At 71.5% G+C, this 23,492-nt stretch carries 24 protein-coding genes; 15 read left to right on the forward strand and 9 right to left on the reverse strand.

Features of this window, described 5'->3' with window-relative positions; all coding sequences use genetic code 11:
- The 5 genes from lptB to argS form a co-directional block, all read right to left on the reverse strand.
- A complete protein-coding gene (gene lptB, locus QZV97_RS05645) occupies positions 1 to 765 on the reverse strand; it encodes an LPS export ABC transporter ATP-binding protein (RefSeq protein WP_295639807.1) in 765 nt (254 codons plus the stop codon).
- Entirely contained in the window at positions 762 to 1,310 is a 549-nt protein-coding gene (gene lptA / locus QZV97_RS05650; protein ID WP_295639810.1) for a lipopolysaccharide transport periplasmic protein LptA, read from the reverse strand. Before lptA ends, lptB begins: the two co-directional genes overlap by 4 nt.
- 169 nt (positions 1,311 to 1,479) lie before the next feature.
- The gene (locus QZV97_RS05655) at positions 1,480 to 2,121 is read right to left on the reverse strand and encodes a thiol:disulfide interchange protein DsbA/DsbL (RefSeq protein ID WP_295639813.1); all 642 of its coding nucleotides are present in this window, start codon (positions 2,119 to 2,121) and stop codon (positions 1,480 to 1,482) included.
- Between the two features lie 64 nt (positions 2,122 to 2,185).
- Entirely contained in the window at positions 2,186 to 2,794 is a 609-nt protein-coding gene (locus tag QZV97_RS05660) for an SPOR domain-containing protein (protein WP_295639816.1), read from the reverse strand.
- Between the two features lie 14 nt (positions 2,795 to 2,808).
- On the reverse strand, positions 2,809 to 4,491 hold the full coding sequence (gene argS, locus QZV97_RS05665) for an arginine--tRNA ligase (protein ID WP_295639819.1): 1,683 nt from the start codon (positions 4,489 to 4,491) through the stop codon (positions 2,809 to 2,811).
- A gap of 131 nt (positions 4,492 to 4,622) precedes the next feature.
- Between argS and QZV97_RS05670 the strand changes: the two genes are divergently transcribed.
- Entirely contained in the window at positions 4,623 to 5,957 is a 1,335-nt protein-coding gene (locus tag QZV97_RS05670; RefSeq protein WP_295639822.1) for a serine/threonine-protein kinase, read from the forward strand.
- 148 nt (positions 5,958 to 6,105) lie between these two features.
- Positions 6,106 to 6,390, forward strand: a complete 285-nt coding sequence (locus QZV97_RS05675; protein ID WP_295639826.1) for a PsiF family protein — start codon at positions 6,106 to 6,108, stop codon at positions 6,388 to 6,390.
- 60 nt (positions 6,391 to 6,450) lie between these two features.
- Here the strand turns inward: QZV97_RS05675 and QZV97_RS05680 are convergent, their stop codons facing one another.
- Complete coding sequence (locus QZV97_RS05680; RefSeq protein WP_295639829.1) at positions 6,451 to 7,359, reverse strand: LysR family transcriptional regulator; 909 nt, start codon at positions 7,357 to 7,359, stop codon at positions 6,451 to 6,453.
- Between the two features lie 107 nt (positions 7,360 to 7,466).
- Between QZV97_RS05680 and QZV97_RS05685 the strand changes: the two genes are divergently transcribed.
- The 5 genes from QZV97_RS05685 (at position 7,467) to QZV97_RS05705 (ending at position 12,959) form a co-directional block, all read left to right on the forward strand.
- Complete coding sequence (locus QZV97_RS05685; protein WP_295639832.1) at positions 7,467 to 8,180, forward strand: haloacid dehalogenase type II; 714 nt, start codon at positions 7,467 to 7,469, stop codon at positions 8,178 to 8,180.
- 38 nt (positions 8,181 to 8,218) lie between these two features.
- The gene (aceB, locus tag QZV97_RS05690) at positions 8,219 to 9,805 is read left to right on the forward strand and encodes a malate synthase A (RefSeq protein ID WP_295639835.1); all 1,587 of its coding nucleotides are present in this window, start codon (positions 8,219 to 8,221) and stop codon (positions 9,803 to 9,805) included.
- A gap of 145 nt (positions 9,806 to 9,950) precedes the next feature.
- Positions 9,951 to 11,573: a DUF4394 domain-containing protein gene (locus tag QZV97_RS05695; RefSeq protein WP_295639838.1), complete on the forward strand. Its 1,623-nt coding sequence runs from the start codon at positions 9,951 to 9,953 to the stop codon at positions 11,571 to 11,573.
- Positions 11,574 to 11,664: 91 nt separating this feature from the next.
- The gene (locus QZV97_RS05700) at positions 11,665 to 12,228 is read left to right on the forward strand and encodes a sigma-70 family RNA polymerase sigma factor (RefSeq protein ID WP_295639841.1); all 564 of its coding nucleotides are present in this window, start codon (positions 11,665 to 11,667) and stop codon (positions 12,226 to 12,228) included.
- Positions 12,225 to 12,959, forward strand: coding sequence for an anti-sigma factor (locus tag QZV97_RS05705; protein ID WP_295639845.1), 735 nt, complete (start codon positions 12,225 to 12,227; stop codon positions 12,957 to 12,959). Before QZV97_RS05700 ends, QZV97_RS05705 begins: the two co-directional genes overlap by 4 nt.
- Before the next feature lie 320 nt (positions 12,960 to 13,279).
- On the opposite strand, the gene QZV97_RS05710 is transcribed toward QZV97_RS05705, so the two are convergent.
- Together QZV97_RS05710 and QZV97_RS05715 are read right to left on the reverse strand one after the other, a co-directional pair.
- Positions 13,280 to 13,612 carry a cytochrome c gene (locus QZV97_RS05710; protein WP_295639849.1) on the reverse strand — a complete coding sequence of 111 codons (333 nt, stop codon included), beginning with the start codon at positions 13,610 to 13,612 and terminating at the stop codon, positions 13,280 to 13,282.
- The gene (locus tag QZV97_RS05715) at positions 13,590 to 14,867 is read right to left on the reverse strand and encodes a PQQ-dependent sugar dehydrogenase (RefSeq protein ID WP_295639855.1); all 1,278 of its coding nucleotides are present in this window, start codon (positions 14,865 to 14,867) and stop codon (positions 13,590 to 13,592) included. Before QZV97_RS05715 ends, QZV97_RS05710 begins: the two co-directional genes overlap by 23 nt.
- Positions 14,868 to 15,179: 312 nt before the next feature.
- On the opposite strand from QZV97_RS05715, the gene QZV97_RS05720 reads away from it, so the two are divergent.
- From QZV97_RS05720 to sugE, 8 genes are all read left to right on the forward strand, one after another.
- Complete coding sequence (locus tag QZV97_RS05720; protein WP_295639858.1) at positions 15,180 to 17,225, forward strand: M13-type metalloendopeptidase; 2,046 nt, start codon at positions 15,180 to 15,182, stop codon at positions 17,223 to 17,225.
- A 40-nt stretch (positions 17,226 to 17,265) separates the two neighbouring features.
- The gene (locus QZV97_RS05725) at positions 17,266 to 18,753 is read left to right on the forward strand and encodes a DHA2 family efflux MFS transporter permease subunit (protein ID WP_295639862.1); all 1,488 of its coding nucleotides are present in this window, start codon (positions 17,266 to 17,268) and stop codon (positions 18,751 to 18,753) included.
- A gap of 30 nt (positions 18,754 to 18,783) precedes the next feature.
- Entirely contained in the window at positions 18,784 to 20,064 is a 1,281-nt protein-coding gene (locus tag QZV97_RS05730; protein WP_295639865.1) for an NAD(P)/FAD-dependent oxidoreductase, read from the forward strand.
- A gap of 91 nt (positions 20,065 to 20,155) precedes the next feature.
- Positions 20,156 to 20,548 (forward strand): MAPEG family protein, encoded by a 393-nt coding sequence (locus tag QZV97_RS05735; protein WP_295639868.1) that lies wholly within the window; start codon positions 20,156 to 20,158, stop codon positions 20,546 to 20,548.
- A 77-nt stretch (positions 20,549 to 20,625) separates the two neighbouring features.
- Positions 20,626 to 21,036, forward strand: coding sequence for a cupin domain-containing protein (locus tag QZV97_RS05740; RefSeq protein WP_295639871.1), 411 nt, complete (start codon positions 20,626 to 20,628; stop codon positions 21,034 to 21,036).
- 19 nt (positions 21,037 to 21,055) lie between these two features.
- Complete coding sequence (locus QZV97_RS05745; protein ID WP_295639874.1) at positions 21,056 to 21,472, forward strand: DUF1801 domain-containing protein; 417 nt, start codon at positions 21,056 to 21,058, stop codon at positions 21,470 to 21,472.
- A 20-nt stretch (positions 21,473 to 21,492) separates the two neighbouring features.
- Entirely contained in the window at positions 21,493 to 21,876 is a 384-nt protein-coding gene (locus QZV97_RS05750) for a DUF1161 domain-containing protein (RefSeq protein ID WP_295639876.1), read from the forward strand.
- 40 nt (positions 21,877 to 21,916) lie between these two features.
- A complete protein-coding gene (gene sugE / locus QZV97_RS05755; protein WP_295639879.1) occupies positions 21,917 to 22,237 on the forward strand; it encodes a quaternary ammonium compound efflux SMR transporter SugE in 321 nt (106 codons plus the stop codon).
- 4 nt (positions 22,238 to 22,241) lie between these two features.
- Here the strand turns inward: sugE and QZV97_RS05760 are convergent, their stop codons facing one another.
- Positions 22,242 to 23,417, reverse strand: a complete 1,176-nt coding sequence (locus QZV97_RS05760; RefSeq protein ID WP_295639881.1) for a putative zinc-binding metallopeptidase — start codon at positions 23,415 to 23,417, stop codon at positions 22,242 to 22,244.
- Between the last annotated feature and the right edge of the window lie 75 nt (positions 23,418 to 23,492).

The raw sequence follows: 23,492 nt of genomic DNA on the forward strand, positions 1-23,492 counted from the left end.
TCACATGCGGAAGTGTTCGCCCAGGTAGACCTTGCGGACGTCCGGGTTCTCGACGATCTGCGGCGGCGTGCCCTCGGCGAGCACGCGGCCCTCGCTGATGATGTAGGCGCGGTGGCAGATGCCCAGCGTCTCGCGCACGTTGTGGTCGGTGATCAGCACGCCGATGCCGCGCGACTTGAGGAAACCGATGATCCGCTGGATCTCGATCACCGCGATCGGGTCGACGCCGGCGAAGGGCTCGTCGAGCAGGATGAAGCGCGGCTGCGTCGCCAGCGCGCGGGCGATCTCGACGCGCCGCCGCTCGCCGCCCGACAGCGCCGGCGCCGGGCTGTCGCGCAGCTTGTCGATCGACAGGTCGTGCAGCAGGCCGTCGAGCAGCTGGTCGATCTGCGCCTTGGCGTAGGGCTTGCCGCGCTCGTCGAGCTGCAGCTCGAGGACGGCGCGGATGTTCTCCTCGACCGTCAGCTTGCGGAAGATCGACGCTTCCTGCGGCAGGTAGGACAGGCCCAGCCGCGAACGGCGATGGATGGGCAGCCGCTCGATCGGCTCGCCGTCGATCGAGATCTCGCCGGCGTCGGCCCGCACCAGGCCGACGATCATGTAGAAGCTGGTGGTCTTGCCGGCGCCGTTGGGGCCGAGCAGGCCGACCACCTCGCCGGCCGCCACCGCCAGGTGCACGTCCTTGACGACCTTGCGGGCGCCATAGCTCTTCTGCAGACCACGCGCCTCGAGCCGGCTCGTGGCCTTGTCCGGAATGGCGCTCATGGTCGGGTCGCAGGCGCCGAAGCCGGCGCCTCCCGGGGCGTCAGCACGCCACGAACGCGCCCGGGCGCGGCGGCCGACGCAGGCCCGCCGACCACCTGGAAGACCTCGGTCGTGTTGTCGTAGGAGATGGTGCTGCCCGAGACCTCGTCGGCCAGCGTGTTGCCGCGAAAGCGCCGCATCACGGCCTGGTTGAGCAGGCGCACGGTGTCGCTGCGGCCGTCGTATTCGAGCTTCTCGGCCTCGCCCTCGAGGTACTCGTCGCTGCCGTCGCGCTTCTGGCGGAAGTAGGCGCGCTTCGTGGGCCAGCCGGTCGCGACCGCGTGCTGGTAGCCCTCGGGGCTCTGGCGGACCTCGACCCGGTCGGCGCGGATGACGATGCTGCCCTTGGTGATCTCGACGTTGCCCGACAGGATGTTGAGCTGCTTCAGCTCGTCGACCCGGGCCGTGTCGGCGGCAAAGGACAGCGGCTGGTTGCGGTCGGCCTTGTCGCCCCAGGCGGGCGGCAGCAGGGTCAGCAGCCCGGCCAGCAGGGCCGCGGCCGGCACGGCGGCTCGGCGGGGGCGGCGGACGATGGCCAGGGGGAGACGGGGCGGGAAGTCGGGGATCACGGGCGCATCGGCATGAATCTTGCTGCCGATTCTAGAGCCCTTCCGACCCGCCCCGGGGCCGAAACGGTGCAGGGCCCGACGCTGTGGCGTCGGCGCCAAAGGCGGATCAGCCGGCCTTGCGCGCCTGGGCCATCAGGTATTCGGTGACCGCCAGCGAGCGCTCGTTGGACCCGGCCAGCGACCCGGCCGTGTAGTAGCGGCCGTCGATGCCGATCGCCGGCGTACCGTCGATCTTGTAGCCGGCCGACAGCGCCGCCGCCTGCTTGGACTTGGCCTGCACCGAGAACGAGTTCATCGTGTCCAGGAACTTGGCCTTGTCGACGCCGTTCTTCGCCACGAAGTCGCCGATCGCCTCGGGCGTGTTCAGCGGGTTGCGCTCGATGTGCATCGCATTGAAGACCTTGCGGTGCAGCGAGTCGACCAGCCCCATCGTCTCGATCGCGAAGTAGAGCTTCTGGTGCAGCACGAAGGGCACTTCGCGGAAGGCGACCGGCAGGCGCCGGAAGTTCACGTCGGCCGGCAGCTTCTTGACCCAGGCGTCGAGCATGGGCTCGAAGGCGTGGCAGTGCGGGCAGCCGTACCAGAAGAACTCGACGACCTCGAGCTTCTTCGGGTCCTGGGTCGGCTGGCGCTGCGTCAGCTTGACGTAGTGCTGGCCCTCGATCGGGCCGCCCTGGGCCCGGGCCAGCGGCGCCAGGCCGGCCAGCGGAGCGACGAGCGCGAGGGTCGTGAGTTCACGACGGTTCATGAGCATCCCTTTCAGTCAGCGATTCGGTCGACCGGGCGATGGAGTCGGTGCCGCCCGGCGAAGTTCATTTCTGCACCCGCACCAGCGCCGTCGTCATGCCGGCGCCGTCCAGCGTGTCCTTCACCTTCTCGGCGTCGGGCCGCTGGTTGAACGGCCCGACCCGCACCCGGTACATCAGGCGGCCGGCCTGCTCGCGCTCGGTGATCTTGGACTCGAAGCCCTGGATCGCGAGCTTGGCGCGCTGGGCCTCCGCTTCCTCGGTGCGGGAGTAGGCGCCGACCTGCACGAAGTAGACAAACGCGTCGACGCTGCCGGTGGTGGACAGGTCGGTGCCGGGCCGCGCCGGCGCGCCGATCGGCGCCGAGGCGCCGGGCGCCGTCGGGCGCGCGACGGCGGTGCCGCCGGGCTGCTGGGCGGCCGGCGTGCCGGGCGGCGGCGGCGCCGAGGCGGCGCCCTTGCCCTGCAGCGGCGCGTTCGGGTCCCAGTTGCGGTTCTTCTCGGCCTCGGCGGCGTCCTGCTCGGCGGTCCGCTGCGGCACCTTGTTGATGAAGGGCACCGGCACCTTGGTGACGTACAGCGCGACGCCGAGCGCCAGCGCCAGCCCGACCAGCAGGCCGACGATGAGGCCGACCAGGAAGCCGCCGCGTTGGGAGAGCTTGGAATGAGAAGGCATGAACGCTCCGGTCGTCACATCTTGTCGGGCGCGCCGACACCCAGCATGGCCAGGCCGTTGCGCAGCACCTGCGCCGTCGCGGCCAGCAGGGCCAGCCGCGCGCGCGTCAGGGCCGCATCCTCGCCGAGAAAGCGCTCGGCCGCGTAGTAGCTGTGGAAGGCGCCCGCGAGGTCGCGCAGGTAGAAGGCCACATCGTGCGGCGCCAGGTCGGCGGCCGCCGCGGCCAGCATGCCGGGGAAGGCAGCGAGCCTGAGCATCAGCGCGGCCTCGGTCGGCGCGGCCAGCAGCGACAGGTCGGCGCCGGCCAGCGCGGCCACGTCGCCGCCGGACTCGCGCCACTGCGCGACGACCGACTGGATGCGCGCATGCGCGTACTGCACGTAGAAGACCGGGTTCTCGTCGCTCTTCTTCAGCGCCAGGTCGACGTCGAAGACGAACTCGGTGTCGGCCTTGCGGCTGATCAGGAAGAAGCGCACCGCGTCGCGGCCGGTCCAGTCGATCAGGTCGCGCAGGGTCACGTAGCTGCCGGCGCGCTTGGAGATCTTGACCTCCTCGCCGCCCTTCATCACGGTGACCATCTTGTGCAGCAGGTAGTCGGGGTAGCCGGCGGGGATGCCGACCCCCGCGGCCTGCAGCCCGGCACGCACCCGCGCGATCGTGCCGTGGTGGTCGCCGCCCTGCACGTTGATGACCTTGTGGAAGCCGCGCTCCCACTTGGCGACGTGGTAGGCGACGTCGGGCACGAAGTAGGTGTAGCCGCCGTCGGACTTGCGCATCACGCGGTCCTTGTCGTCGCCATAGTCGGTGCTGCGCAGCCAGAGCGCGCCGCCGTCCTCGTAGGTCTTGCCGGCCGCGACCAGGCGCTCGACGGTCGCCTCGACGCGGCCGCTGGTGTACAGGCTGGACTCGAGGAAGTAGTTGTCGAAGCGCACGCCGAAGGCCTGCAGGTCCAGGTCCTGCTCGTGGCGCAGGTAGGCCACGGCGAACTGGCGGATACCGTCCAGGTCTTCGGGGTCGCCCGAGGCCGTGAACTCGCGGTCGTCGGCCTTGACGGTCTTCTTCGCCAGGAAGTCGGCCGCGATGTCGGCGATGTACTCGCCGTTGTAGGCGTTGTCGGGCCAGCCGGGCTCGCCGGGGTTCAGGCCACGGATGCGGGCCTGGGTCGACGTCGCCAGCGTGGCGATCTGCACGCCGGCGTCGTTGTAATAGAACTCGCGCGTGACCTGCGCGCCCTGGCTTGCGAACAGGCGGCAGAGCGCGTCGCCCAGCGCCGCCTGGCGGCCGTGCCCCACGTGCAGCGGGCCGGTCGGGTTGGCCGAGACGAACTCGACCATCACGCGCTCGGCCGTGGCCGGCTGGCGGCCGAAGGCCTCGCCGGCGGCCAGCACCTCGCCGACCACCTGCTGCTTGGCGGCGGCCTTGAGCCGCAGGTTGATGAAGCCGGGGCCGGCGATCTCGAGCGAGTCGACCCAGCGCTGCACGGCCGGCTGCCGGTGCAGCGCATCGATCAGCGCCTGCGCCAGTTCGCGAGGATTGCGCCGCAGCGGCTTGGCCAGCTGCATCGCCACGGTGATGGCCAGGTCGCCATGCGCGGCCTGCTTGGGGCTTTCGAAGACGGCGGGAGGGGTCTGCTCGGGGGCCAGGTCGGCGAGCGCGTCGCCGAGGGCCTGCAGGAGCTCTTGCTGGGCACGGATCATCGAGACAATTTTACGGGCCGGTCGTCGGAGGCCCGGCGGGCAGTCCGTCACGCCCGGCCGGCCGCTGCGCATCCGGCGGTTGCCCTAGCCCGTAGGCGATGGAAAGATGCGGCTTCGCCGCGCGCACCGACATGACCACCGCCCCATCCTCCGTCCCCGACCAGATCGGGAAGTACCGCGTCCTGCGCAAGCTCGGCGAAGGGGCGACCAGCGAGGTCTTCCTGGGCCGCGACGACTTCAACGACCGCGACGTGGCGATCAAGCGCGTGCGCGCCAGCGCGCTGGCCGACGTCAGCGACGGCGGCCTGCACGCGCGCTTCTTCGCCGCCGAGGCCGCGCTGGTCGGGCGCCTGCAGCATCCCAACGTCGTGCAGATCTTCGACGCGGTGCCCGACCCGACCGAGCCCTACGTCGTGATGGAGTACGTCGCCGGCACCACGCTGCGGCCGTTCTGCCGCCCCGACCAGCTGCTGCCGCTGGACCAGCTGGTCGAGATCGGCTTCAAGTGCGCGATGGCGCTGGGCTACGTCTCGCGCCAGGGGCTGATCCACCGCGACGTGAAGCCGGCCAACCTGCTGGCCAGCACCAACGCGGCCGGCGACATCGTCGACGTCAAGGTCAGCGACTTCGGCAGCGTGCTGAACCTGCAGTCCGACACGACCCAGGTGTTCCGCGTCGGCTCGCTGGCCTACATGTCGCCCGAGCAGCTGGACGGCGGCACGCTCGATGCGCGCGCCGACATCTATTCGCTGGGCGCCGTGCTCTACCACCTGGTGGCCGGCCGCCCGCCGTTCGACGCCAGCGCGCAGTCGGTGCTGATGGCGCAGATCTACAGCGCCAAGCCGGCCGCGCTGAGCGGCCTGCGCAGCGGCGTGGACCCGGCGCTCGACGAGGTGATCCAGCGCGCGCTGGCCAAGCACCCGGGCGAGCGCCACGCCGGCTGGGACGAGTTCGCGCAGGCGCTGTCGGCGCTGGTCACCAACCGCCAGGTGCCGCGCGGCGAGCGCCAGGCGGTGCTGGACTCGGAGCGCTTCACGCTGCTGCGTGCGCTGGAGTTCTTCAGCCACTTCGGCGACGTCGAGCTGTGGGAGGTGGTGCACCGCGCTACCTGGCAGCGCCACGCGCTCGACCACCGCATCTACCGGCGCGGCGAGGAAGGCAACACCTTCCACATCATCGCGGCCGGCGCGGTCGACGTGCACCGCGACGGCCAGCGCGTCGCGCACCTGGGCGCGGGCACCTCGGTCGGCGAGATGGTCTACCTCGCGCCCAACCCCGAACTGCGGCGCCACAGCACCGACGTCGTGGTGGTCGAGCCGGCCACGACGATCAGCTTCACGCCCGAGTCGCTGGCGCGCCTGAGCCCGGGCTGCCGCCATCTCTTCGACGAGGCCTTCATCCGCGTGCTGGTGCGGCGACTGCACGTCGCGCACGAGGCGCTGGCGCATCCGCGGCGCATCATCTAGAGCGTCCCGGCCGACGGGGCTGACGGCAAGCGGACAGCCCTCAACGCTGCCGCCGGCCTGCCGTTGTCGCGCTTGTGGCGCGGGCCGGGCCCGTGCTTCAATGCCCACGGGCAATCACGCCCTTGGCGAGTCGAACGAAGGAGACCCGATGAAGCACCTGTTCACTGCCCTGGCCCTGGCGGCCGCCGTCGTCAGCGTCCACGCCGCCGACGACAAGAAGCCCACCGCCCAGCAAGGCAAGATGGCGACCTGCAACAAGGACGCCGGCGACAAGAAGGGCGACGAGCGCAAGGCCTTCATGAAGGAATGCCTGTCGGCCAAGAAGGCCACGCAGCAGGACAAGATGAAGACCTGCAATGCCGACGCCAAGGGCAAGACGGGCGACGACCGCAAGGCCTTCATGAAGACCTGCCTGAGCGGCGCCAAGGCCTGAGGCCCGCTCTTCCGCTCGATGAGCCCGGCGCCGCCGGGCTTTTTCTTTTGGCGGCCGGGCTCAGGGGCCGGACCAGTAGGCCTCGTCGCCGTAGGTGTGCTTCAGGAAGTCGATCCACAGCCGCACGCGCAGCGGCAGGTGCTTGCGCTGCGGGAACACCGCGTAGATGCCGTTCGGCGGCGCGGCGAAGTCGTCGAGCACGCTGACGAGGCGGCCGGCGCGCACCTCGTCCTCGACCTCCCAGGTGCTGCGCCACGCGATGCCGTGGCCGGCCAGGCACCAGTCGTGCAGCACCTGGCCGTCCGAGCAGTCGTAGCGGCCGGCCGGCCGCAGGTGCGTGATCTCGCCGTCGACCGTGAAGGCCCAGCCGCGCGCCTGGCTGGCGTTGGAGCTGAGCGTCAGGCACTGGTGGCGCGCCAGTTCGCCGGGGTGCTTCGGTGTGCCGGCGCGCTTCAGGTAGGCCGGCGCGGCGACGCACAGCCGGCGGTTGTCGGCCAGCCGCAGGCTCACCAGGCTGGAGTCGGGCAGGTCGCCGACGCGCACCGCGCAGTCGTAGCCCTCGTTGACGATGTCCACCACGCGGTCGCTCAGGTTCAGCGACACCGACACGTCGCGGTGCGCCTCGGCAAAGCGCGGCAGCAGCGGCGCCACGTGGCGGCGCCCGAAGCCGGCCGGCGCGGTGACGCGCAGGTGGCCGCTGGCCTTGACGCCGCCGGCGCTGACGCTGGCCTCGGCATTGGCCAGGTCGGCCAGCAGGCGCTGGGCGTCCTCGAGGAAGGCGCTGCCTTCGTGCGTCAGGCTGATGCGGCGGGTGGTGCGCACCAGCAGCTTCACGCCCAGGCGCTCCTCCAGCGCATCGATGCGCCGGCCGATGACCGCGGGCGCCACGCCCTCGGCGGCGGCGGCGGCGGTCAGGCTGCCCTTGGTGGCGACGGCGGCAAAGGATTCGATCTGCTTCAGGCGGTCCATCGGTGAAGGGTAGCGCGTCGGGCGGCGATTAGGGGTTGTTGGGTCAAAGATCAAGCGCTATTCGCCCGATTAATCGGCGCCCAGGTTCGCAATAAAGTCAGGTCACGATGAAGTCCGCCGGTTCGCTGCCGCCTGTCCAGGCCGTCCTCTTCGACGCCTACGGCACGCTGTTCGACGTCTACAGCGTCGGCACGCTGGCCGAGCAGCTGTTCCCGGGCCGCGGCGAGGCGCTGGCCGTGCTGTGGCGCGACAAACAGATCGAATACACGCGGCTCACCTCGATGAGCGGCCGCTACCGCCCCTTCTGGGACCTCACGCGCGCCGGCCTGCGCTACGCCTGCGCGCGCCTGAAGCTCGAGCTGACGGCCGAGCGCGAGTCGCAGCTGCTCAACCAGTACCGCCACCTCGGGTCCTTCCCCGAGAACAAGGCCGTGCTGCAGGCGCTCAAGGCGCGCGGCGTGACGACCGGCATCCTCAGCAACGGCGACCCGGACATGCTGTCGGTGGCCGTCAAGAGCGCCGGCTATGTCGACGACCAGGGCCGCAGCCTGCTCGACCACCTGATCAGCGTCGAGACCGTGCAGCGCTACAAGACCGACCCGGCCACCTACGCGCTGGGCACGCAGGCGCTGGGCAAGCCGGCACGGCAGGTGCTTTTCGTTTCCAGCAACTGCTGGGACGCGATCGGCGCCACCTGGTTCGGCTACACCACGCTGTGGGTCAACCGCGGCAAGCTGCCGCTCGAGGCCCTGGACACCGAACCCACGCGCACCGGCAGCAGCCTGCGCGATGTGCTCGACTTCTTTCCCGCCGCGTCCTGATCCCCGAAACTGAAACTTCCCGTCCCCAGGAGTCCGCCATGACGACCCTTCAAACCCCTGCCGGCATGCAGATCACCGGCGCGATCCAGCCCGGCTTCGAGACCGTGCTGACGCCCGAGGCGCTGGCCTTCGTGGCCCAGCTGCACCGCGCCTTCGAGCCGCGCCGCCAGGAGCTGCTGGCCGCGCGCGCCGTGCGCGCCAAGCGCCTGGACGCCGGCGAGCGCCCCGACTTCCTGAAGGAGACGAAGCACATCCGCGACGGCGACTGGAAGATCGCGCCGCTGCCCAAGGCCCTGCACTGCCGTCGCGTCGAGATCACCGGCCCGGTCGAGGCCAAGATGGTCATCAACGCCTTCAACTCGGGCGCCGACAGCTACATGACCGACTTCGAGGACAGCAACTCCCCGAAGTGGAGCAACCAGATCCAGGGCCAGATCAACCTGTCCAAGGCGATCCGCCGCACGCTGACCGTCGGTCAGGCCGGCAAGACCTACAAGCTCAACGACAAGATCGCGACGCTGCAGGTGCGGCCGCGCGGCTGGCACCTCGACGAGAAGCACGTCACCGTCGACGGGCAACGCGTGTCGGGCGGCATCTTCGACTTCGCGCTGTTCTTCTTCCACAACGCGAAGGAGCAGATCGAGCGCGGCGCCGGTCCCTTCTTCTACCTGCCCAAGATGGAGTCGCACCTCGAGGCGCGGCTGTGGAACGACATCTTCGTGATGGCGCAGAAGGAAGTCGGCCTGCCGCAGGGCACGATCAAGGCCACCGTCCTGATCGAGACCATCCTCGCCGCCTTCGAGATGGACGAGATCCTGTACGAGCTGCGCGAGCACTCGGCGGGCCTCAATGCCGGCCGCTGGGACTACATCTTCAGCTGCATCAAGAAGTTCAAGAACGACCGCGACTTCTGCCTGGCCGACCGCGCCAGGGTCACGATGACCGCGCCCTTCATGCGCGCCTACGCGCTGCTGCTGCTGAAGACCTGCCACCACCGCAACGCGCCGGCGATCGGCGGCATGAGCGCGCTGATCCCGATCAAGAACGACCCCGAGAAGAACGCCGTCGCGATGGCCGGCATCATCAAGGACAAGCGCCGCGACGCCAACGACGGCTACGACGGGGGCTGGGTCGCGCACCCGGGCCTGGTCGACGTGGCGATGAAGGAGTTCGTCGACGTGCTGGGCGACAAGCCCAACCAGATCGAGCGCCAGAAGAAGTACACGCACATCGAGGCCGAGCACCTGCTGGAGTTCAAGCCCGAGGGCCCGATCACCGAGGCCGGCCTGCGCATGAACATCAACGTCGGCATGTACTACCTGGCGTCCTGGCTGGCGGGCAACGGCTGCGTGCCGATCTACAACCTGATGGAAGACGCGGCCACCGCCGAGATCTCGCGCTCGCAGGTCTGGCAGTGGATCCGGTCGCCGAAGGGCGTGCTCGACGACGGCCGCAAGGTCACCGAGGCGATGGTGCGCAAGATGGTCGCGGAAGAACTCGCGGGCATCAAGGAAGCCGGCTACGAAGGCACGACCGTGGATCGCGCGGCCGAGATCTTCGAGCAGATGAGCACGCAGGAGGCCTTCGCCGAGTTCCTGACGCTGCCGCTCTACGAGGAACTCTGAGCGCCGGCGCGCGAGCGCGCCGTGCGCCTTTTGTTGCAAGCCGCTGCATCCGCCGCGGCGGGATGTCCGTAGTCCCCGACATGCGAACCCGATCGGCCGAAAGGCCGTCGGGCTCTTGTGTCATCGACCACGGAGACTTCCCGCCATGCATCGCAAGACCCTGCTCGCCACCGTTGCCGCCTTCGCTCTCGGGGGCCTCGCTGCCTGCGGTGGCGGAGGCGATGCGCCGCCGCCGGCACCGCAACCGGTGGCGGTCGGCGACACCGTCGCGCTGACCGCCAGCGGCCGCATCGTCTCGTTCAACCGCGCGACGCCGGCCACGCTGGTCGGCGCGGTGTCGGTCACCGGCCTCGCCTCGGGCGAGACGCTGCTCGGCATCGACATCCGTCCGGCCGACGGCCTGCTGTACGCGCTGGGCAGCGCCGGCAACATCTACACGATCGTGCCGTCGACCGGCGCGGCCACGCTGCGTGTCGCGCTGCGCGCCGCGGCCGGTGACGACAACCCTTACGCCGCGCTGGTCGGCGACAGCTTCGCCGTCGACTTCAATCCGGCCGCGGACCGCCTGCGCGTGATCGGCAACCTGGGCCAGAACCTGCGCATCAACGTCGCCACCGGCGACACCATCACCGACGGCCTGATCGCACCGGCCGCCGGCGGCACCGCGACGGTCAGTGCCGGCGCCTACACCAACAGCTTCGCGGGCACGACGACGACCCAGCTCTTCGACCTGGACGTGGTCGCCGGCACGCTGCACCTGCAGGACCCGCCGAACAACGGCACGCTGGCCGCCGGCCTGCCGCTGGGCGTGACGGCGACCGCGGCCAACGGCTTCGACATCGACGCGCGCAACAACACCGGCTACGCCGCACTGACGGTCGGCGGCACGACCTCGCTGTACACCGTCAACCTCACGACCGGCGCCGCGACCGCCGTGGCCGGCGGCGCGATCGCCGGCGGCGAAGCGATCCGCGGGCTGGCGCTGGTGCAGCCGGCCGCGCCCACGGCCATCGGCCTGACCGCCGACAACCGCCTGCTGGCCTTCAACCCGGCGGCGCCGAACACCATCACCTCCACGACCACCATCACCGGCCTGCAGACCGGCGAAGTGATCCTCGGCATCGACGTGCGGCCGGGTAACGGCCTGCTCTACGCGCTGGCCACCGGCGGGCGGCTCTACACCGTCGACCCGGCCACCGGCGCGGCGACCTTCCGTGTCGCGCTGGCCGCCGATCCGGCCGACGCGACCGCGCCCTACAGCGGCCTCGCGAGCAACGCGCTCAGCGTCGACTTCAACCCGGCCGCCGACCGCCTGCGCGTGATCGCCGACAACGGCCAGAGCCTGCGCATCAACGTCGACACCGGCCTCACCACGACCGACGGCGACATCAACCGCGTCGGCGTCGCGCCCTCGGTGCTGGCTGCGGCCTACGCCAACAGCTTTGCCGGCACGACGACGACGGTGCTCTACGACCTGGAGGCCGCCAGCAACGTGCTGGCGATCCAGAACCCGCCGAACAACGGCACGCTGGTCGACGTCGGCGCGCTCGGCCTCGACATCGCCGGCAGCGGCGGCTTCGACATCGCGGGCGGCGGCAACGGCCTCGCGCTGGCGGCGCTGCGGGTCGGCACGACCGGCCCGATGTCGCTGTACGCCGTCAACCTGACCACCGGGGCCGCGACCTTCTATCGCGGCCTGGCGGCCGACGCGGCGCAGATCGGCGGCGCCGGCGGCGTGCCGCTGGTCGACCTGGCGATCCGCTTCTGATCATGGCGAGGCGGCCGACGTGGTCTGCGACGGCCACGTCGGCCGGGCCGCCGGCTCGGCTAGGATCGCGTCCGACCCGCCCCGCCGCCCCATGCCCAGCCCGACGAGCACTTCCCCCGATGGCTTCGACTACGAGTCGGCGCTCGAGGCCTGCGCGCGCGGCGAGCGCTACGCGCTGCGCGCCCTCTACGAGCGCGAGTCGCGCTGGCTGCTGGGCGTGGCGCAGCGCATCGTGCGCGACCGCGACACCGCGCACGACGTGCTGCAGGAGGCCTTCCTGCAGGTCTGGCAGCGCGCATCGACCTACCAGCGCGCGCTGGGCTCGGGGCGCGGCTGGATCTACACCGTGGTGCGTCACCGCGCGCTGGACGAGGCGCGCCGCGTGCAGCGCGAGATGCCGGCCGGCGACGACCTCGAGGCCGTCGCCGATGCGCACGCCGCGCTCGAGCCCGCGCCCGACCTGCCGCACGCCGACGCCGCGGCGCTGGACCGCTGCCTGTCCGCACTGGAGGAGCGCAAGCGCGACTGCATCGTGCGCGCCTTCGTCGAGGGCTACACGCACGAGCAGATCGCTCGCGAGATCGCCACGCCGGTCGGCACCGTCAAGTCGTGGATCCGCCGCGGGCTGCTGTCGCTGAAGGAGTGCCTGTCGTGAGCCTCGATCAGGATCCGCAGGAACGCAGCGCCACCGCCGGCGAGTACGTGCTCGGCACGCTCGATGCCGCGACGCGCGCCGAGGTCGATCGGGCCCTGCCTGCCGACGCGGCGCTGCAGGCCGAGGTCTACCGCTGGCAGGACCGCCTGCTCGGCCTGACGCGCCGCGTCGCGCCGGCCGAGCCCGACGCCGGCCTGTGGCCCAAGATCGCCGCACGGCTGGGCGCCGCGCCCGCGGCACGACCGGCCGCCGCGCCCGCCGCCGCCAACGACCCGCTGTGGCAGCGCCTGCGCCGCTGGCAGCTCACCGGCGGCCTGGCGATCGCGGCTTCGATGGTGCTGGCCACGCTGCTGGTGCTGCGCGCGCCGACCGCGGTCGATGCGCCGGTGCGCTACCTCGCGGTGCTGCAGGCGCCCGACAACCAGACCGCCGGCTGGGTCGTCGAGATCACCGCCGGCGACAAGCTGCGCCTGGTGCCGGTGGCGGCGGTCGCGGGGCAGCCGGTGCCCGCCGGCAAGACGCTGCAGTTCTGGACCAAGCCCGAAGGCGCGGCCGGCCCGACCTCGCTGGGCCTGGTGCGCGCCGGCCAGACCGTCGAGCTGCCGGTCGGCCAGCTGCCGGCGGTCGAGGCCAGGACGCTCTTCGAGCTGACCCTCGAACCCGAAGGCGGCTCGACGATCGGACGGCCGACGGGGCCGATCCTGTACGTGGGGCGCACCGTCAAGCTCTGATTCACCTTGCTTGCTTGCGCGGCGCGGGCAGCGAAACCGACTGGGGCGCTGTACTGCGCTCATGTCCCCCGGGGCGGGCGATGCCCGTCCCTCCTCCTTTACTTCGCTCCGTACAACGCCCCAGCCGGCTTCGCTGCTGGCATCGCTCTGGCCGCTCGGAGGCCTGCAATGCTGCGGCGGTGGAAGGTCGAGGGCAGTGGGTGACCGGCGCAGTGAAGTAAAGGAGGAGGCCGGGCGCAGCCCGGTCGGAGGACATGAACGGAGCCGGTCACCCGCTGTCCTCGACCCGCGCGACCGACGTCACACAGTAGCGAGGAGGCTCAAGGCTCCTTCACTTCGACCTTCAACGACGCATACCAGGCCGCCAGCGCCGCGATGTCGGCATCGCTCAGGTACTGGGCGACGACGTTCATCACCGGGTGCTGGCGCGCACCGCTGCGGTAGGCCTTGAGCTGGGCCTCGACGTAGATCGCTGGTTGTCCGGCGAGGTTCGGCGCGTCCGGCAACGTCGCCAGGCCCAGCCGGCCATGGCAGGCGGAGCAGGCGGCCGACTTGGTACGGCCCGCTTCGTTGGCCTGGGCCGCTGGTACCGCGGCGCTGATCAACAGCGCCGCGATCCAGCACCAGGTCCTAGCGCTTCGCGTCGCCCACATAGCTGATGCGGTAGATCGCGCCGACGTAGTCATCGGAGACGAGCAGCGAGCCGTCCTTCATCGTCGCCACGTCGACCGGGCGGCCGCGGAAGGTGCCGGTGTTCTCGTCGAGCCAGCCGCTCGCGAAGACCTCGGTCTTGTCGGCCGTGCCGTCGGCCTTGAGCGAGGTGAACAGCACCTGCGCGCCGTTGGGCTTGGTGCGGTTCCACGAGCCGTGCTGCGCGCTGAAGAAGCCGCCCTGGTACTTGGCCGGGAAGGACTTGCCGGTGTAGAAGGCCATGCCCAGGTCGGCCGCATGCGCTTCGGTCAGCACCTGGGCCGCGGTCACGTTGGTCGGCAGCGGGTCCTTGTCGTAGCCGTGGTCGGTGATGCGGGTCTTGCCCTGGATCCACGGGTAGCCGAAGAACTGGCCCGCCTTGGTGATGCGGTTGATCTCGCCGTTGGGGATGTCGTCGCCCATGCCGTCGGTCTGGTTGTCGGTGAACCAGAGCGTGCCGTCCTTGGGGTTGAAGTCGTGGCCGACCGAGTTGCGGATGCCGGTGGCGTAGACCTCGCGCTTGCTGCCGTCGAAGGCGTTCATGCGCACCATGCCGCCGATGCCGACCTCGTTGAAGATCTTGAGCTTGTCGCGCGGCTGCACGTTGAAGGGCTGGCCCAGCGAGATGTAGACCATGCCGTCCGGCCCGATCTTGCAGACCCGCGCGCCGTGGTTGAAGGACTCTTCCTCCACCGGGATCAGCTTGCCCTGCGGCACGACCTCGATCACCGCGACGTCCGGGCCTTCGTAGAAGAACTCGGCGGCGGGGAAGTTGAGCACGCGGTTGTGCTCGGCCACCAGCAGGAAGCCGTCCTTGGTCCAGCACACGCCGTTGGGCACCTTGAAGTTGAGGCTGGGCGCGAAGGCCTTGACCTCGTCGGCCTCGCCGTCGGAGTTGCGGTCGGTCACGGCCCACACCGTGGTCTTGCGGGTGCCGACGAAGAGCATGTTGGTGCTGGGCGCCACGGCCATGTGGCGCGCGTCGGGCACCACCGCGAACAGGTCGATGCGAAAGCCCGGCGGCAGCTTCACGCGCTCGAGGTTCCTGCGGATCGCGTCGGCGTTCTTGCCGGTCTGCGGCACCGGCGGGATGTTGAGGTCCACGCCGGACACCTTGAACTGCTTGAGCTTCTCGATGTTCTGCTGGGCCAGCGCGGGTCCGGCGGACAGCAGGGCGGCCGCGACGGCCGTCAGCGTGAGGCGGGCGAAGGGATGCATGGGGTGGGTCTCCTTGAATCGTTCTTGGATAAGGAAGGCGGTGCGGCGGGTGGCCGGTCGCCGGGCGGCTGCCGATCGGTCGGGCGGATGGCAACCGGCTGCCGACTGTAGGCCGGGGGGCCGGCTCCGGCACGGCCCCCCGGGTTACCCCGGACGCCGGCGCGGGCAGGCGGTGCCCCGTCCATTCCACGCTTTCCGCCGTCCGTCGCACGGCCCTGCCGACGCCGGGTGGCCGGGCTTTAGAGTGGCGCCCGGCGCCGACCGGTGCCCACCCCACAACGCAAGCGGTCACCGCCGCGAGGAGTCTTGATCGTGAGTATTTCCTGCAAGCCCCGCCGGGCGCTGGCCCTCGGCGTCGTCGGCGCCGCCGTCGCGCTGGCCGTCCTGGCCCCCGTCCATGCCCAGCCGGCCGCGTCCGGCGTCGAGCAGGCCAACGTCGACCGCGCCGTGCGCATCCAGGACGACTTCTACCGCCACGTCAACGGCAGCTGGCTCAGGAACACGCCGATCCCGGCCGACCGCGCCAGCACCGGCGCCTTCAACCAGATCCACGACGCCATCCAGCCGCAGCTGCTGGGCCTGATCGAGGAGGCGGCGAAGAGCGGCCGCGACGCCGAGGCGCGCCAGATCGGGGACCTGTACGCCAGCTTCATGGACGAGGCCACCGTCGAGAAGCTGGGCCTCAGGCCGATCGCCGCCGAGCTGGCCGCGGTCGACGCGCTGACCGACCGCAGGCAGCTCGGCGCGCTGATGGCGCGCTCGGTGCGTGCGGGCATCGGCATGCCGGTGGCCTTCTATGTCGGCCAGGACGACAAGGACTCGACGCGCTACGCGACCTTCCTGTCGCAGAGCGGCCTGGGACTGCCCGACCGCGACTACTACCTGAAGGAAGACGACGCGCGCTTCAAGGACATCCGCGCCAGGTACCTGGACCACCTGCAGAAGATGCTGGCGCTGGCCGGCGACAAGGACGCCGCCGCGTCGGCGGCCGCCGTGCTGGCGCTGGAGACCGAGCTGGCCCGCGTGCAGTGGACCAAGGTCGAGAACCGCGACCCGGTGAAGACCTACAACAAGGTCGAAGTCGACGCGCTGCCGAAGCTCGCGCCCGCGATCGACTGGAACGCCTTCCTCGCCGGCACCGGCGTGGCGGGCAAGGCCGGCTACGTGATCATCGGCCAGCCGAGCTACTTCGAGGGCCTGTCGAAGCTGGCCGAGACGGCGCCGTTGCCGGCGTGGAAGGCCTACGCCAAGGTGCGTGTGCTGAATGCCTACGCGCCCTTCCTGAACAAGGAGATGGTCGACACGCGCTTCGCCTTCGCCGGCACCGTGCTGCGCGGCACGCCCGAGAACCTGCCGCGCTGGAAGCGCGGCGTCGCGCTGGTCGAGGACTCGGTCGGCGAGGGCCTGGGCAAGCTCTACGTCGCGAAGTACTTCCCGCCGTCGCACAAGGCGCGCATGGAGAGCCTGGTCGCCAACCTGATGCTCGCCTACCGGCAGAGCATCGACAAGCTCGACTGGATGACGCCGGCCACCAAGGCGCAGGCCCAGGCCAAGCTCGCGAAGTTCACCACCAAGATCGGCTACCCGAAGCAGTGGCTGGACTACCGCTCGCTGAAGATCCAGCGCGACGACCTGGCCGGCAACGTGCGGCGCGCGCGCGAGTTCGCGCACGAGCGCCTGGTCGACAAGCTCGGCAAGCCCATCGACCGCGACGAGTGGCTGATGACGCCGCAGACGGTCAACGCCTACTACAACCCGGGCCTCAACGAGATCGTGTTCCCGGCCTCGATCCTGCAGCCGCCGTTCTTCAACGCGGCGGCCGACGAGGCGGTCAACTACGGCGGCATCGGGGCGGTGATCGGCCACGAGATCAGCCACGGCTTCGACGACCAGGGCAGCCAGTACGACGGCGACGGCAACCTGCGCAACTGGTGGACCGCCGAGGACCGCGCGCGCTTCGCGGCCAGGACCGAGGTGCTGATCGCGCAGTACGGCGCCTTCGAGCCGGTGCCCGGCTACAAGCTCAACGGCAAGCAGTCGCTGGGCGAGAACATCGCCGACAACTCCGGCCTCGAGATCGCCTACAAGGCCTACCAGCTGTCGCTGGGCGGCAAGCCGGCGCCGACGATCGACGGCCTGAGCGGCGACCAGCGCTTCTTCTACGGCTTTGCGCAGATCTGGCGCAGCAAGGAGCGCGAGGCCGCGCTGATCGAGCGCGTGAAGGCCGGCGTGCACTCGCCGTCGGAGTTCCGCGCCAACGGCGCGGTGCGCAACCATCCGGCCTTCTACACGACCTTCGACGTGAAGCCGGGCGACGCGATGTACCTGCCGCCGGCGCAGCGCGTGTCGATCTGGTAGCCGACAGGGAGGGCGCGCCGATCTGCACAAGAATCGGCGCATGAGCCCCCCGGTCGACGACGCGCCGCCCCCCGATCCGGACTCGCTGGCCGCGCTGCGCGCGCGCCACGGTCCGCGCTACCGCTGGATGGTGCTGGGCACGGTGATGCTCGGCACCGTCGCGGCCATCCTGTCGTCGACCATCGTCAACGTCGCGGTGCCCGACCTGAGCCGCCACTTCGGCCTGGGCCAGGAGCGCGCGCAATGGGTCGCGGCCGGCTTCATGGCGGCGATGACGCTGTCGATGCTGCCGACCTCGTGGCTGCTGGCGCGCTACGGCTACCGCCGCACCTTCGGCGTGGCGGTGTCGCTGCTGGGCCTGGGCGGTGCGGTCGGCGGCCTGGCCAACGACTACGGCCTGGTGCTGGCGATGCGCGTGCTCGAGGGCCTGGCGGCCGGCGTGCTGCAGCCCATCCCGGCGATCATCGCGGTGCACGCCTTCGCACCGCACGAGCGCGGCAAGGCGATGGGGCTGTTCGGCTTCGGCGTGGTGCTCGCGCCGGCCATCGGGCCCAGCGTCGGCGGCGTGCTGGTCGAGCATTTCGGCTGGCGCTCGATCTTCTTCGTCGTGCTGCCCTTCTGCCTGATCGCACTGGCGGCCGGCCAGCGGCTGCTGCCGACCACCGCGCCCGGCGGCGTGCCGGCCGACCCGACCCGGCGGCTCGACGTCGCGGGCCTGGGCCTGGTGAGCGCGGCGACGCTGGCGCTGCTGAACGGCCTGGTGCAGCTGCACCACCCGGACCGCCGCGTCGGCCTGGCGCTGCTGGCGCTGGCGGCGCTGCTGACCGTCGGCTTCATCGTGCACCAGCGCCGCGGCGCGCGCGCCGGCCGGCCGACGCTGCTGGCGCTGCAGCTCTTCGACGCGCGGCCCTTCGCGATGGGCGCGCTGGTCGCCTTCATCTACGGCATGGGCCTGTTCGGGTCGACCTACCTCGTGCCGGTGTTCATGCAGAGCGGCCTGCACTTCCCGCCGTCGGAGGCGGGCGCGGTGCTGCTGCCGGCCGGCCTGGTGCTGGCGGTGACCATCCCGCTGGCCGGCCGACTGAGCGACCGCGTTCCGCCGCACCGGCTGGTGGCGATCGGCGTGCTGCTGCTGGCCGTGTCGTTCGCGCTGATGGCGCTGATCGGCACCGGCACGGCGCTGTGGCTCATCGCCGCGATGGCGGTGGTCGGGCGCATCGGCCTGGGCCTGGTGCTGCCGTCGCTGAACCTCGGCGCGATGCGCGGCCTGGAGATGGCGATGATCTCGCCGGCGTCGAGCAGCATCAACTTCCTGAGGCAGCTGGGCGGCGCGGTGGGCGTCAGCGTGGTCGGCATCTTCCTGCAGTGGCGCATCGCGGTGCGCGGCGAGGCCCAGGCGCTGGCGGCCTTCGGCGACACCTTCTGGCTGGTCGCCGCGGTGTGCGCGCTGGCGACGCTGGCGGCGGTGCGCATGAAGCCGGCGGATGCCGCCAGGGACGCGCCCCGGCACGACGCCCCCGCTTCCTAGAATGCGGCCCGCGCCCCGCCAACGCCTGCCATGGATCCCGTCGCCGCTCCGTCCACGCCCTCGCCCCCGCTGCTGAACCGCCCGCCCGCCGAACTGCCGGCGTCCTGCGAGGTGCTGGTCGTCGGCGCCGGACCGGCCGGCAGCGCGGCTGCGTGCACGCTGGCGCGCGCCGGCGTCGACGTGGTGCTGGTCGACCAGCAGGCCTTTCCGCGCGACAAGGTCTGCGGCGACGGCCTCATCCCCGACGCCCACCGGGCGATGGCCCGGCTGGGCGTGCTCGACGAGGTGATGGCGCTGGCGCAGCCGGTGAAGCACGTGCGCTGCATCGGCCCGCGCGGCGGCTTCATCGACGTGCCCGGCACGCTGGCCGTGCTGCCGCGCCGGCAGCTCGACCTGGTGCTGTGCCGCGCCGCGGCCGAGGCCGGGGCGCGCATGCACGCGCCGCTGCGCTTCGTCGCACCGATCGAGGAGGCCGGCGTCGTCGTCGGCGCGCGCCTGCAGGCCGGCGAGGCGACGCACGAGATCCGCGCGCGCTGGGTCGTGATGGCCGGCGGCGCGGTGCCGCAGGCCGCCATCGCCGCGGGCGTGTGCGAGCGCCGTACGCCCAGCGCGGTGGCGTTGCGCGGCTACGTGAAGAACGACGCGATGGTCGGCCGCATCACCGAGCTGGAGGTGTTGTGGCACCGCCGCGTCAAGCCCGGCTACGGCTGGATCTTTCCCTGCCGCGACGGCGTGTTCAACATCGGCGTGGGCGTCGCGCACAGCCACAGCCGCGGCCGCGACGGCCGCAACACCATGCAGGACGTGAACCTGCGCGAGGTCTTTGCCGCCTTCACCGAGGTGCACCCGCCGGCGCGCGAGCTGATGCAGGGCGGCCAGCTGCTGGGCGAGCTGAAGGGTGCGCCGCTGCGCTGCAGCCTGGAAGGCGCCGCCTGGTCGCGCCCCGGCCTGCTGGTCACCGGCGAAGCGGCCGGCAGCACCTACGCGCTGACCGGCGAAGGCATCGGCAAGGCCCTGGAGACCGGCATCCTGGCCGCCGAGGCGGTGATCGACGGCCGCCGCGCGAGCCACGACGATGCCACCGTGCGCCAGCGCTACGAAGCCGCGCTGCACGCACTGCGCCCGCGCTTCGCGGTCTACGAGAAAGCCAACAGCGTCAACGCGCGGCCCTGGCTGATCGACCTGCTGGTGTGGAGCGCCCGACGCAGCCCGCGCCGCCTGCAGCGCATGAGCGGCGTGCTGGAAGAGACGCACACGCCGGGCAACCTGGTCAGCCTGAAGAGCTTCGCGAGGTTGCTGTTCGAGCGGTGAGCGCGTGCGGGAGCGAGGCGCTGGCTGACTATCATCCCCGGGCCGGCGCGAAGGCTCGACCACCCGGCGTCCACCAACTCGCTGCCCCACGATGACCATCGCCGACGCCTGCCTCCTGGTCGCCTGCCTCCTGCCCATCGCCTGCGCGTGGATCGCCAAGTCCAGGGGCTTCGGCAAGCCGCGTCGCGAGGGCGGTTTCGACAACCACAACCCGCGCCAGTGGCTGGGCAATCTGCAGGGCTGGCAGGCGCGTGCGCACGCGGCACAGATGAACAGCTTCGAGGCGCTGCCGCTCTTCATCGCCGGGGTGCTGGTGGCCGAGCGCCTGCAGGCCTCGCAGTCGCTGGTCGACGGCCTGGCACTGGCCTTCGTGGCGGCGCGGGTCGGCTACATCGGCGCCTATCTCGCCGACCGCGCGAACCTGCGGTCGGTGCTCTGGGCGATCGGGCTCGCGTGCTGCATCGCGATGTTCTTCGCGAAGTAGCCGCTCCTGCGGGCGCCACGGCAGGCCCGGCACCGTCGCATACTCGAACCGATTCCAAGGCTTGCAGGAGACGCGCCATGACCCCCCGCGGATTCGTCGCGACGCATGCGAAGGACGCCCGCTTCGAGCGCGGGCTCCGGTCCTTCTTCGAGTACCGCGACCTCGGCATCAAGGACGCCACCGACGGGCAGGTGGTGGCCCACGTCATCCGCGCCGCCGCAGGGACCGAGTTCTCGGGCCAGCCGCATGTTCACGACATCGCCTTCCAGCTGGTCTACGTGCTCAAGGGCTGGATCGAGTTCGAGTACGAAGGGCAAGGCATCGTCCGGCTGGAAGCCGGCTCGTGCGTGCACCAGCCACCCGGCATCCGTCATCGCGAGATCGGGCACAGCCCGGACGTCGAGATGCTCGAGATCGTGATGCCCGGCGAGTTCCAGACGCGGGAGGTGGCGGCGGTGGAGCCGTCGGCTGGCGGCACGGCCGCCTGAGCCCGCCGGACCCGACACGATGATCCTCACGCCCGCCCGCAGCCCCGACGAGTACATCGCCGCGCTCGCCGGCTGGCAGCGTCGCTATGCCGAGGCGCTGCGCGGCGCCGTCCGCGAGGCCGCGCCCGGCCTGGACGAGCAGCTGAAGTGGGGCCACCTCGTCTACCTCCGCAGTGGCCCGGTGCTGCTGATCCGGGCCGAGCCCGCGCGCGTGCTGTTCGGCTTCTGGCGCGGCCAGCGCCTGCGCGACATCGAGCCGCGGCTCAAGCCGGGCGGCAAGTACGAGATGGCGACGCTGGCGATCGGGCCCGACACGCCGCTGAGCCGCGAGACCGTGGTCGCGCTGGCCGAGGCCGCCGTGGCGCTCGACCGGGCGCTGGGCGATCCGCGGCGGGATGCGCCGACATCGGGCGCCCGGCGCGCACCGGCGGCCTGATCGGCGAGCGGCCCGGCACCATGCGCTCCACCGGCCTCCCGATCGCCTGCCTGGCCGCTGCGCTGCTGGCCGCCGTCGCGCCGGGGGCGGCCGCGGCGAACCCGGCGCCCGGCAACTGCGACGCGCTGCGCGAGCAGATCGAAGCGAAGATCCGTGCCTCGGGCGTCGCGAGTTTCACGCTCGCCGTCGTCGATGCGGATGCACCGGCGGACGGCAAGGTGGTCGGCAGTTGCGACCGCGGCAGCCGCAGGATCGTCTACGCGCGTTCCACCGGCGCCGCGGCCGCAGTCCCGGCCGCCTCGTCGACATCCCCGCCGGCGTCCGCCCCCGCGCGGCGCGACGCCCCCGTGCTGACCGAGTGCAAGGACGGCACGGTCCGCTACGGCGGCGACTGCCCGCGCTGAGGCGCGGCAGGTTCATCCACGCATCGAAGGGAGACGCTCCATGGCCTGGTTGCTGCTGGTGGTGGCCGGATTGTTCGAGGTGGGCTGGGCCATCGGCCTGAAGTACACCGAGGGCTTCACGCGGCCCTGGCCGACCGCGGCCACGGTGGCGGCGATGATCGTCAGCCTGGGCCTGCTGGGCGAGGCGATGAAGACGCTGCCGGTGGGCACGTCCTACGCAGTGTGGGTCGGCGTCGGCGCGGTCGGCACGGCGATCCTGGGCATCGTGCTGCTGGGCGAGTCGGCCAGCGCCGGCCGGCTGCTGAGCCTGGGGCTGATCGTCGCCGGCATCGTCGGCCTGAAGCTCGCGACGCCGGGCTGAGGATTCACTTCGCGCCCTGCACCACCAGGTGCACGAACTGCAGCTTGCCGATCGCCGGTCGCGGCAGCACGAAGGGGTAGTAGTCGTGCTGGCCCATGCTGCGCGACAGCTCGTTCAGCACGCTGGTCAGCTCGACCCAGGCATTGACGAAGCCGACGAACTGCCCGGCCCCCGGGTCGTCGGGGCGCCACAGGGCATCGGACCCGAAGCGGTCGAACTCCAGCTCCAGGTCGTCGGCGTCGAGGCCGAAGCTGAGCGCGGTGTCCAGCGTGTCGACCATGTGCAGGTAGTGGGCCCAGGTCTCGGCCCAGTCCTCCCACGGGTGGGTGCTGGCGTAGCTGCTGACGTGGCGCTGCGCCCAGTCGGCGGGCGCGCCGTTCGCGTAGTGCCGCTGCAGCGCGGCCGCGTAGTCGGCGCGCTCGTCGCCGAACAGCGCGCGGAAGTCGTCCAGCCACGGTGTGCCGGCGACCAGGCGGTCCCAGTAGTAGTGGCCGACCTCGTGGCGGAAGTGACCCAGCAGCGTGCGGTAGGGCTCGTGCATCTGCGCGCGCACGTGCTCGCGCACCGCGTCGTCGGCTTCCTCGAGGTTGAGCGTGATCAGCCCGCCCGCGTGTCCGGTCAGCACCGGCACGCCACCGGGCGGCGCGCGCAGCACGTCGAACATCAGCCCGCGCTCGGGGTCCTCGGCGGCCGCGGGCACCTTGGACGCGACCGGCAGCCCCAGCGCGATCAGCTGCGACACCAGGCGCCGGCGCGCCACCTCGATGCGGCGCCACAGGTCGGCGTTCTCGGGCACCGACAGGTCGGGGATGGTGCGGCTCAGCCGGCAGGCGCGGCACAGCAGCGGCGTCGCCCGGCCCGGCGGCGCCACCGGGATCAGCCAGTTGCAGCCGGCCGGGGTGTCGAGGTTGGCGCAGCGGCGCACGGGGGTGTCGGCGGCGACGCCGGCGGCGGGGTCGATGCGCCACTCGCCCGCGGCGGGGCCGGGCTCGAGCGGCAGCAGGCGCTGCGAGTCCGGGTCGAAACCCAGCGCCGCGCCGCAGCGGGTGCAGGCGCTGTTGCGGAAGAACACCGGCCGGCCGCAGCGGCAACGGTAGCTGCGCGTGCCGCGCGCTGGCTCGCGCTGCGGTGCCCGCGCCCGCTGCAGCAGGGCGCTGACCAGATCGAAGAGTCCCGGCATCGCTGTACTCCCTGGGCGACCCCCGGGGCGGTGGGCCGTGGCCGCAGTCTGGCATGCCGGCCGGCAGAGTCGCGC

Source organism: uncultured Methylibium sp., from assembly GCF_902826655.1.
Lineage (GTDB): Bacteria > Pseudomonadota > Gammaproteobacteria > Burkholderiales > Burkholderiaceae_C > Methylibium.

Coding starts and splice junctions, on each gene's coding strand:
- QZV97_RS05670 (WP_295639822.1), top strand. CDS start 4,623: ATGACCACCGCCCCATCCTCCGTCCCCGACCAGATCGGGAAGTACCGC.
- QZV97_RS05685 (WP_295639832.1), top strand. CDS start 7,467: ATGAAGTCCGCCGGTTCGCTGCCGCCTGTCCAGGCCGTCCTCTTCGAC.
- QZV97_RS05750 (WP_295639876.1), top strand. CDS start 21,493: ATGCGCTCCACCGGCCTCCCGATCGCCTGCCTGGCCGCTGCGCTGCTG.
- QZV97_RS05700 (WP_295639841.1), top strand. CDS start 11,665: ATGCCCAGCCCGACGAGCACTTCCCCCGATGGCTTCGACTACGAGTCG.
- QZV97_RS05745 (WP_295639874.1), top strand. CDS start 21,056: ATGATCCTCACGCCCGCCCGCAGCCCCGACGAGTACATCGCCGCGCTC.
- QZV97_RS05730 (WP_295639865.1), top strand. CDS start 18,784: ATGGATCCCGTCGCCGCTCCGTCCACGCCCTCGCCCCCGCTGCTGAAC.
- QZV97_RS05655 (WP_295639813.1), bottom strand. CDS start 2,121: ATGAACCGTCGTGAACTCACGACCCTCGCGCTCGTCGCTCCGCTGGCC.
- sugE (WP_295639879.1), top strand. CDS start 21,917: ATGGCCTGGTTGCTGCTGGTGGTGGCCGGATTGTTCGAGGTGGGCTGG.
- QZV97_RS05660 (WP_295639816.1), bottom strand. CDS start 2,794: ATGCCTTCTCATTCCAAGCTCTCCCAACGCGGCGGCTTCCTGGTCGGC.
- QZV97_RS05735 (WP_295639868.1), top strand. CDS start 20,156: ATGACCATCGCCGACGCCTGCCTCCTGGTCGCCTGCCTCCTGCCCATC.
- QZV97_RS05760 (WP_295639881.1), bottom strand. CDS start 23,417: ATGCCGGGACTCTTCGATCTGGTCAGCGCCCTGCTGCAGCGGGCGCGG.
- QZV97_RS05715 (WP_295639855.1), bottom strand. CDS start 14,867: ATGCATCCCTTCGCCCGCCTCACGCTGACGGCCGTCGCGGCCGCCCTG.
- QZV97_RS05675 (WP_295639826.1), top strand. CDS start 6,106: ATGAAGCACCTGTTCACTGCCCTGGCCCTGGCGGCCGCCGTCGTCAGC.
- QZV97_RS05695 (WP_295639838.1), top strand. CDS start 9,951: ATGCATCGCAAGACCCTGCTCGCCACCGTTGCCGCCTTCGCTCTCGGG.
- aceB (WP_295639835.1), top strand. CDS start 8,219: ATGACGACCCTTCAAACCCCTGCCGGCATGCAGATCACCGGCGCGATC.
- argS (WP_295639819.1), bottom strand. CDS start 4,491: ATGATCCGTGCCCAGCAAGAGCTCCTGCAGGCCCTCGGCGACGCGCTC.
- QZV97_RS05725 (WP_295639862.1), top strand. CDS start 17,266: ATGAGCCCCCCGGTCGACGACGCGCCGCCCCCCGATCCGGACTCGCTG.
- QZV97_RS05710 (WP_295639849.1), bottom strand. CDS start 13,612: ATGTGGGCGACGCGAAGCGCTAGGACCTGGTGCTGGATCGCGGCGCTG.
- QZV97_RS05740 (WP_295639871.1), top strand. CDS start 20,626: ATGACCCCCCGCGGATTCGTCGCGACGCATGCGAAGGACGCCCGCTTC.
- QZV97_RS05680 (WP_295639829.1), bottom strand. CDS start 7,359: ATGGACCGCCTGAAGCAGATCGAATCCTTTGCCGCCGTCGCCACCAAG.
- lptB (WP_295639807.1), bottom strand. CDS start 765: ATGAGCGCCATTCCGGACAAGGCCACGAGCCGGCTCGAGGCGCGTGGT.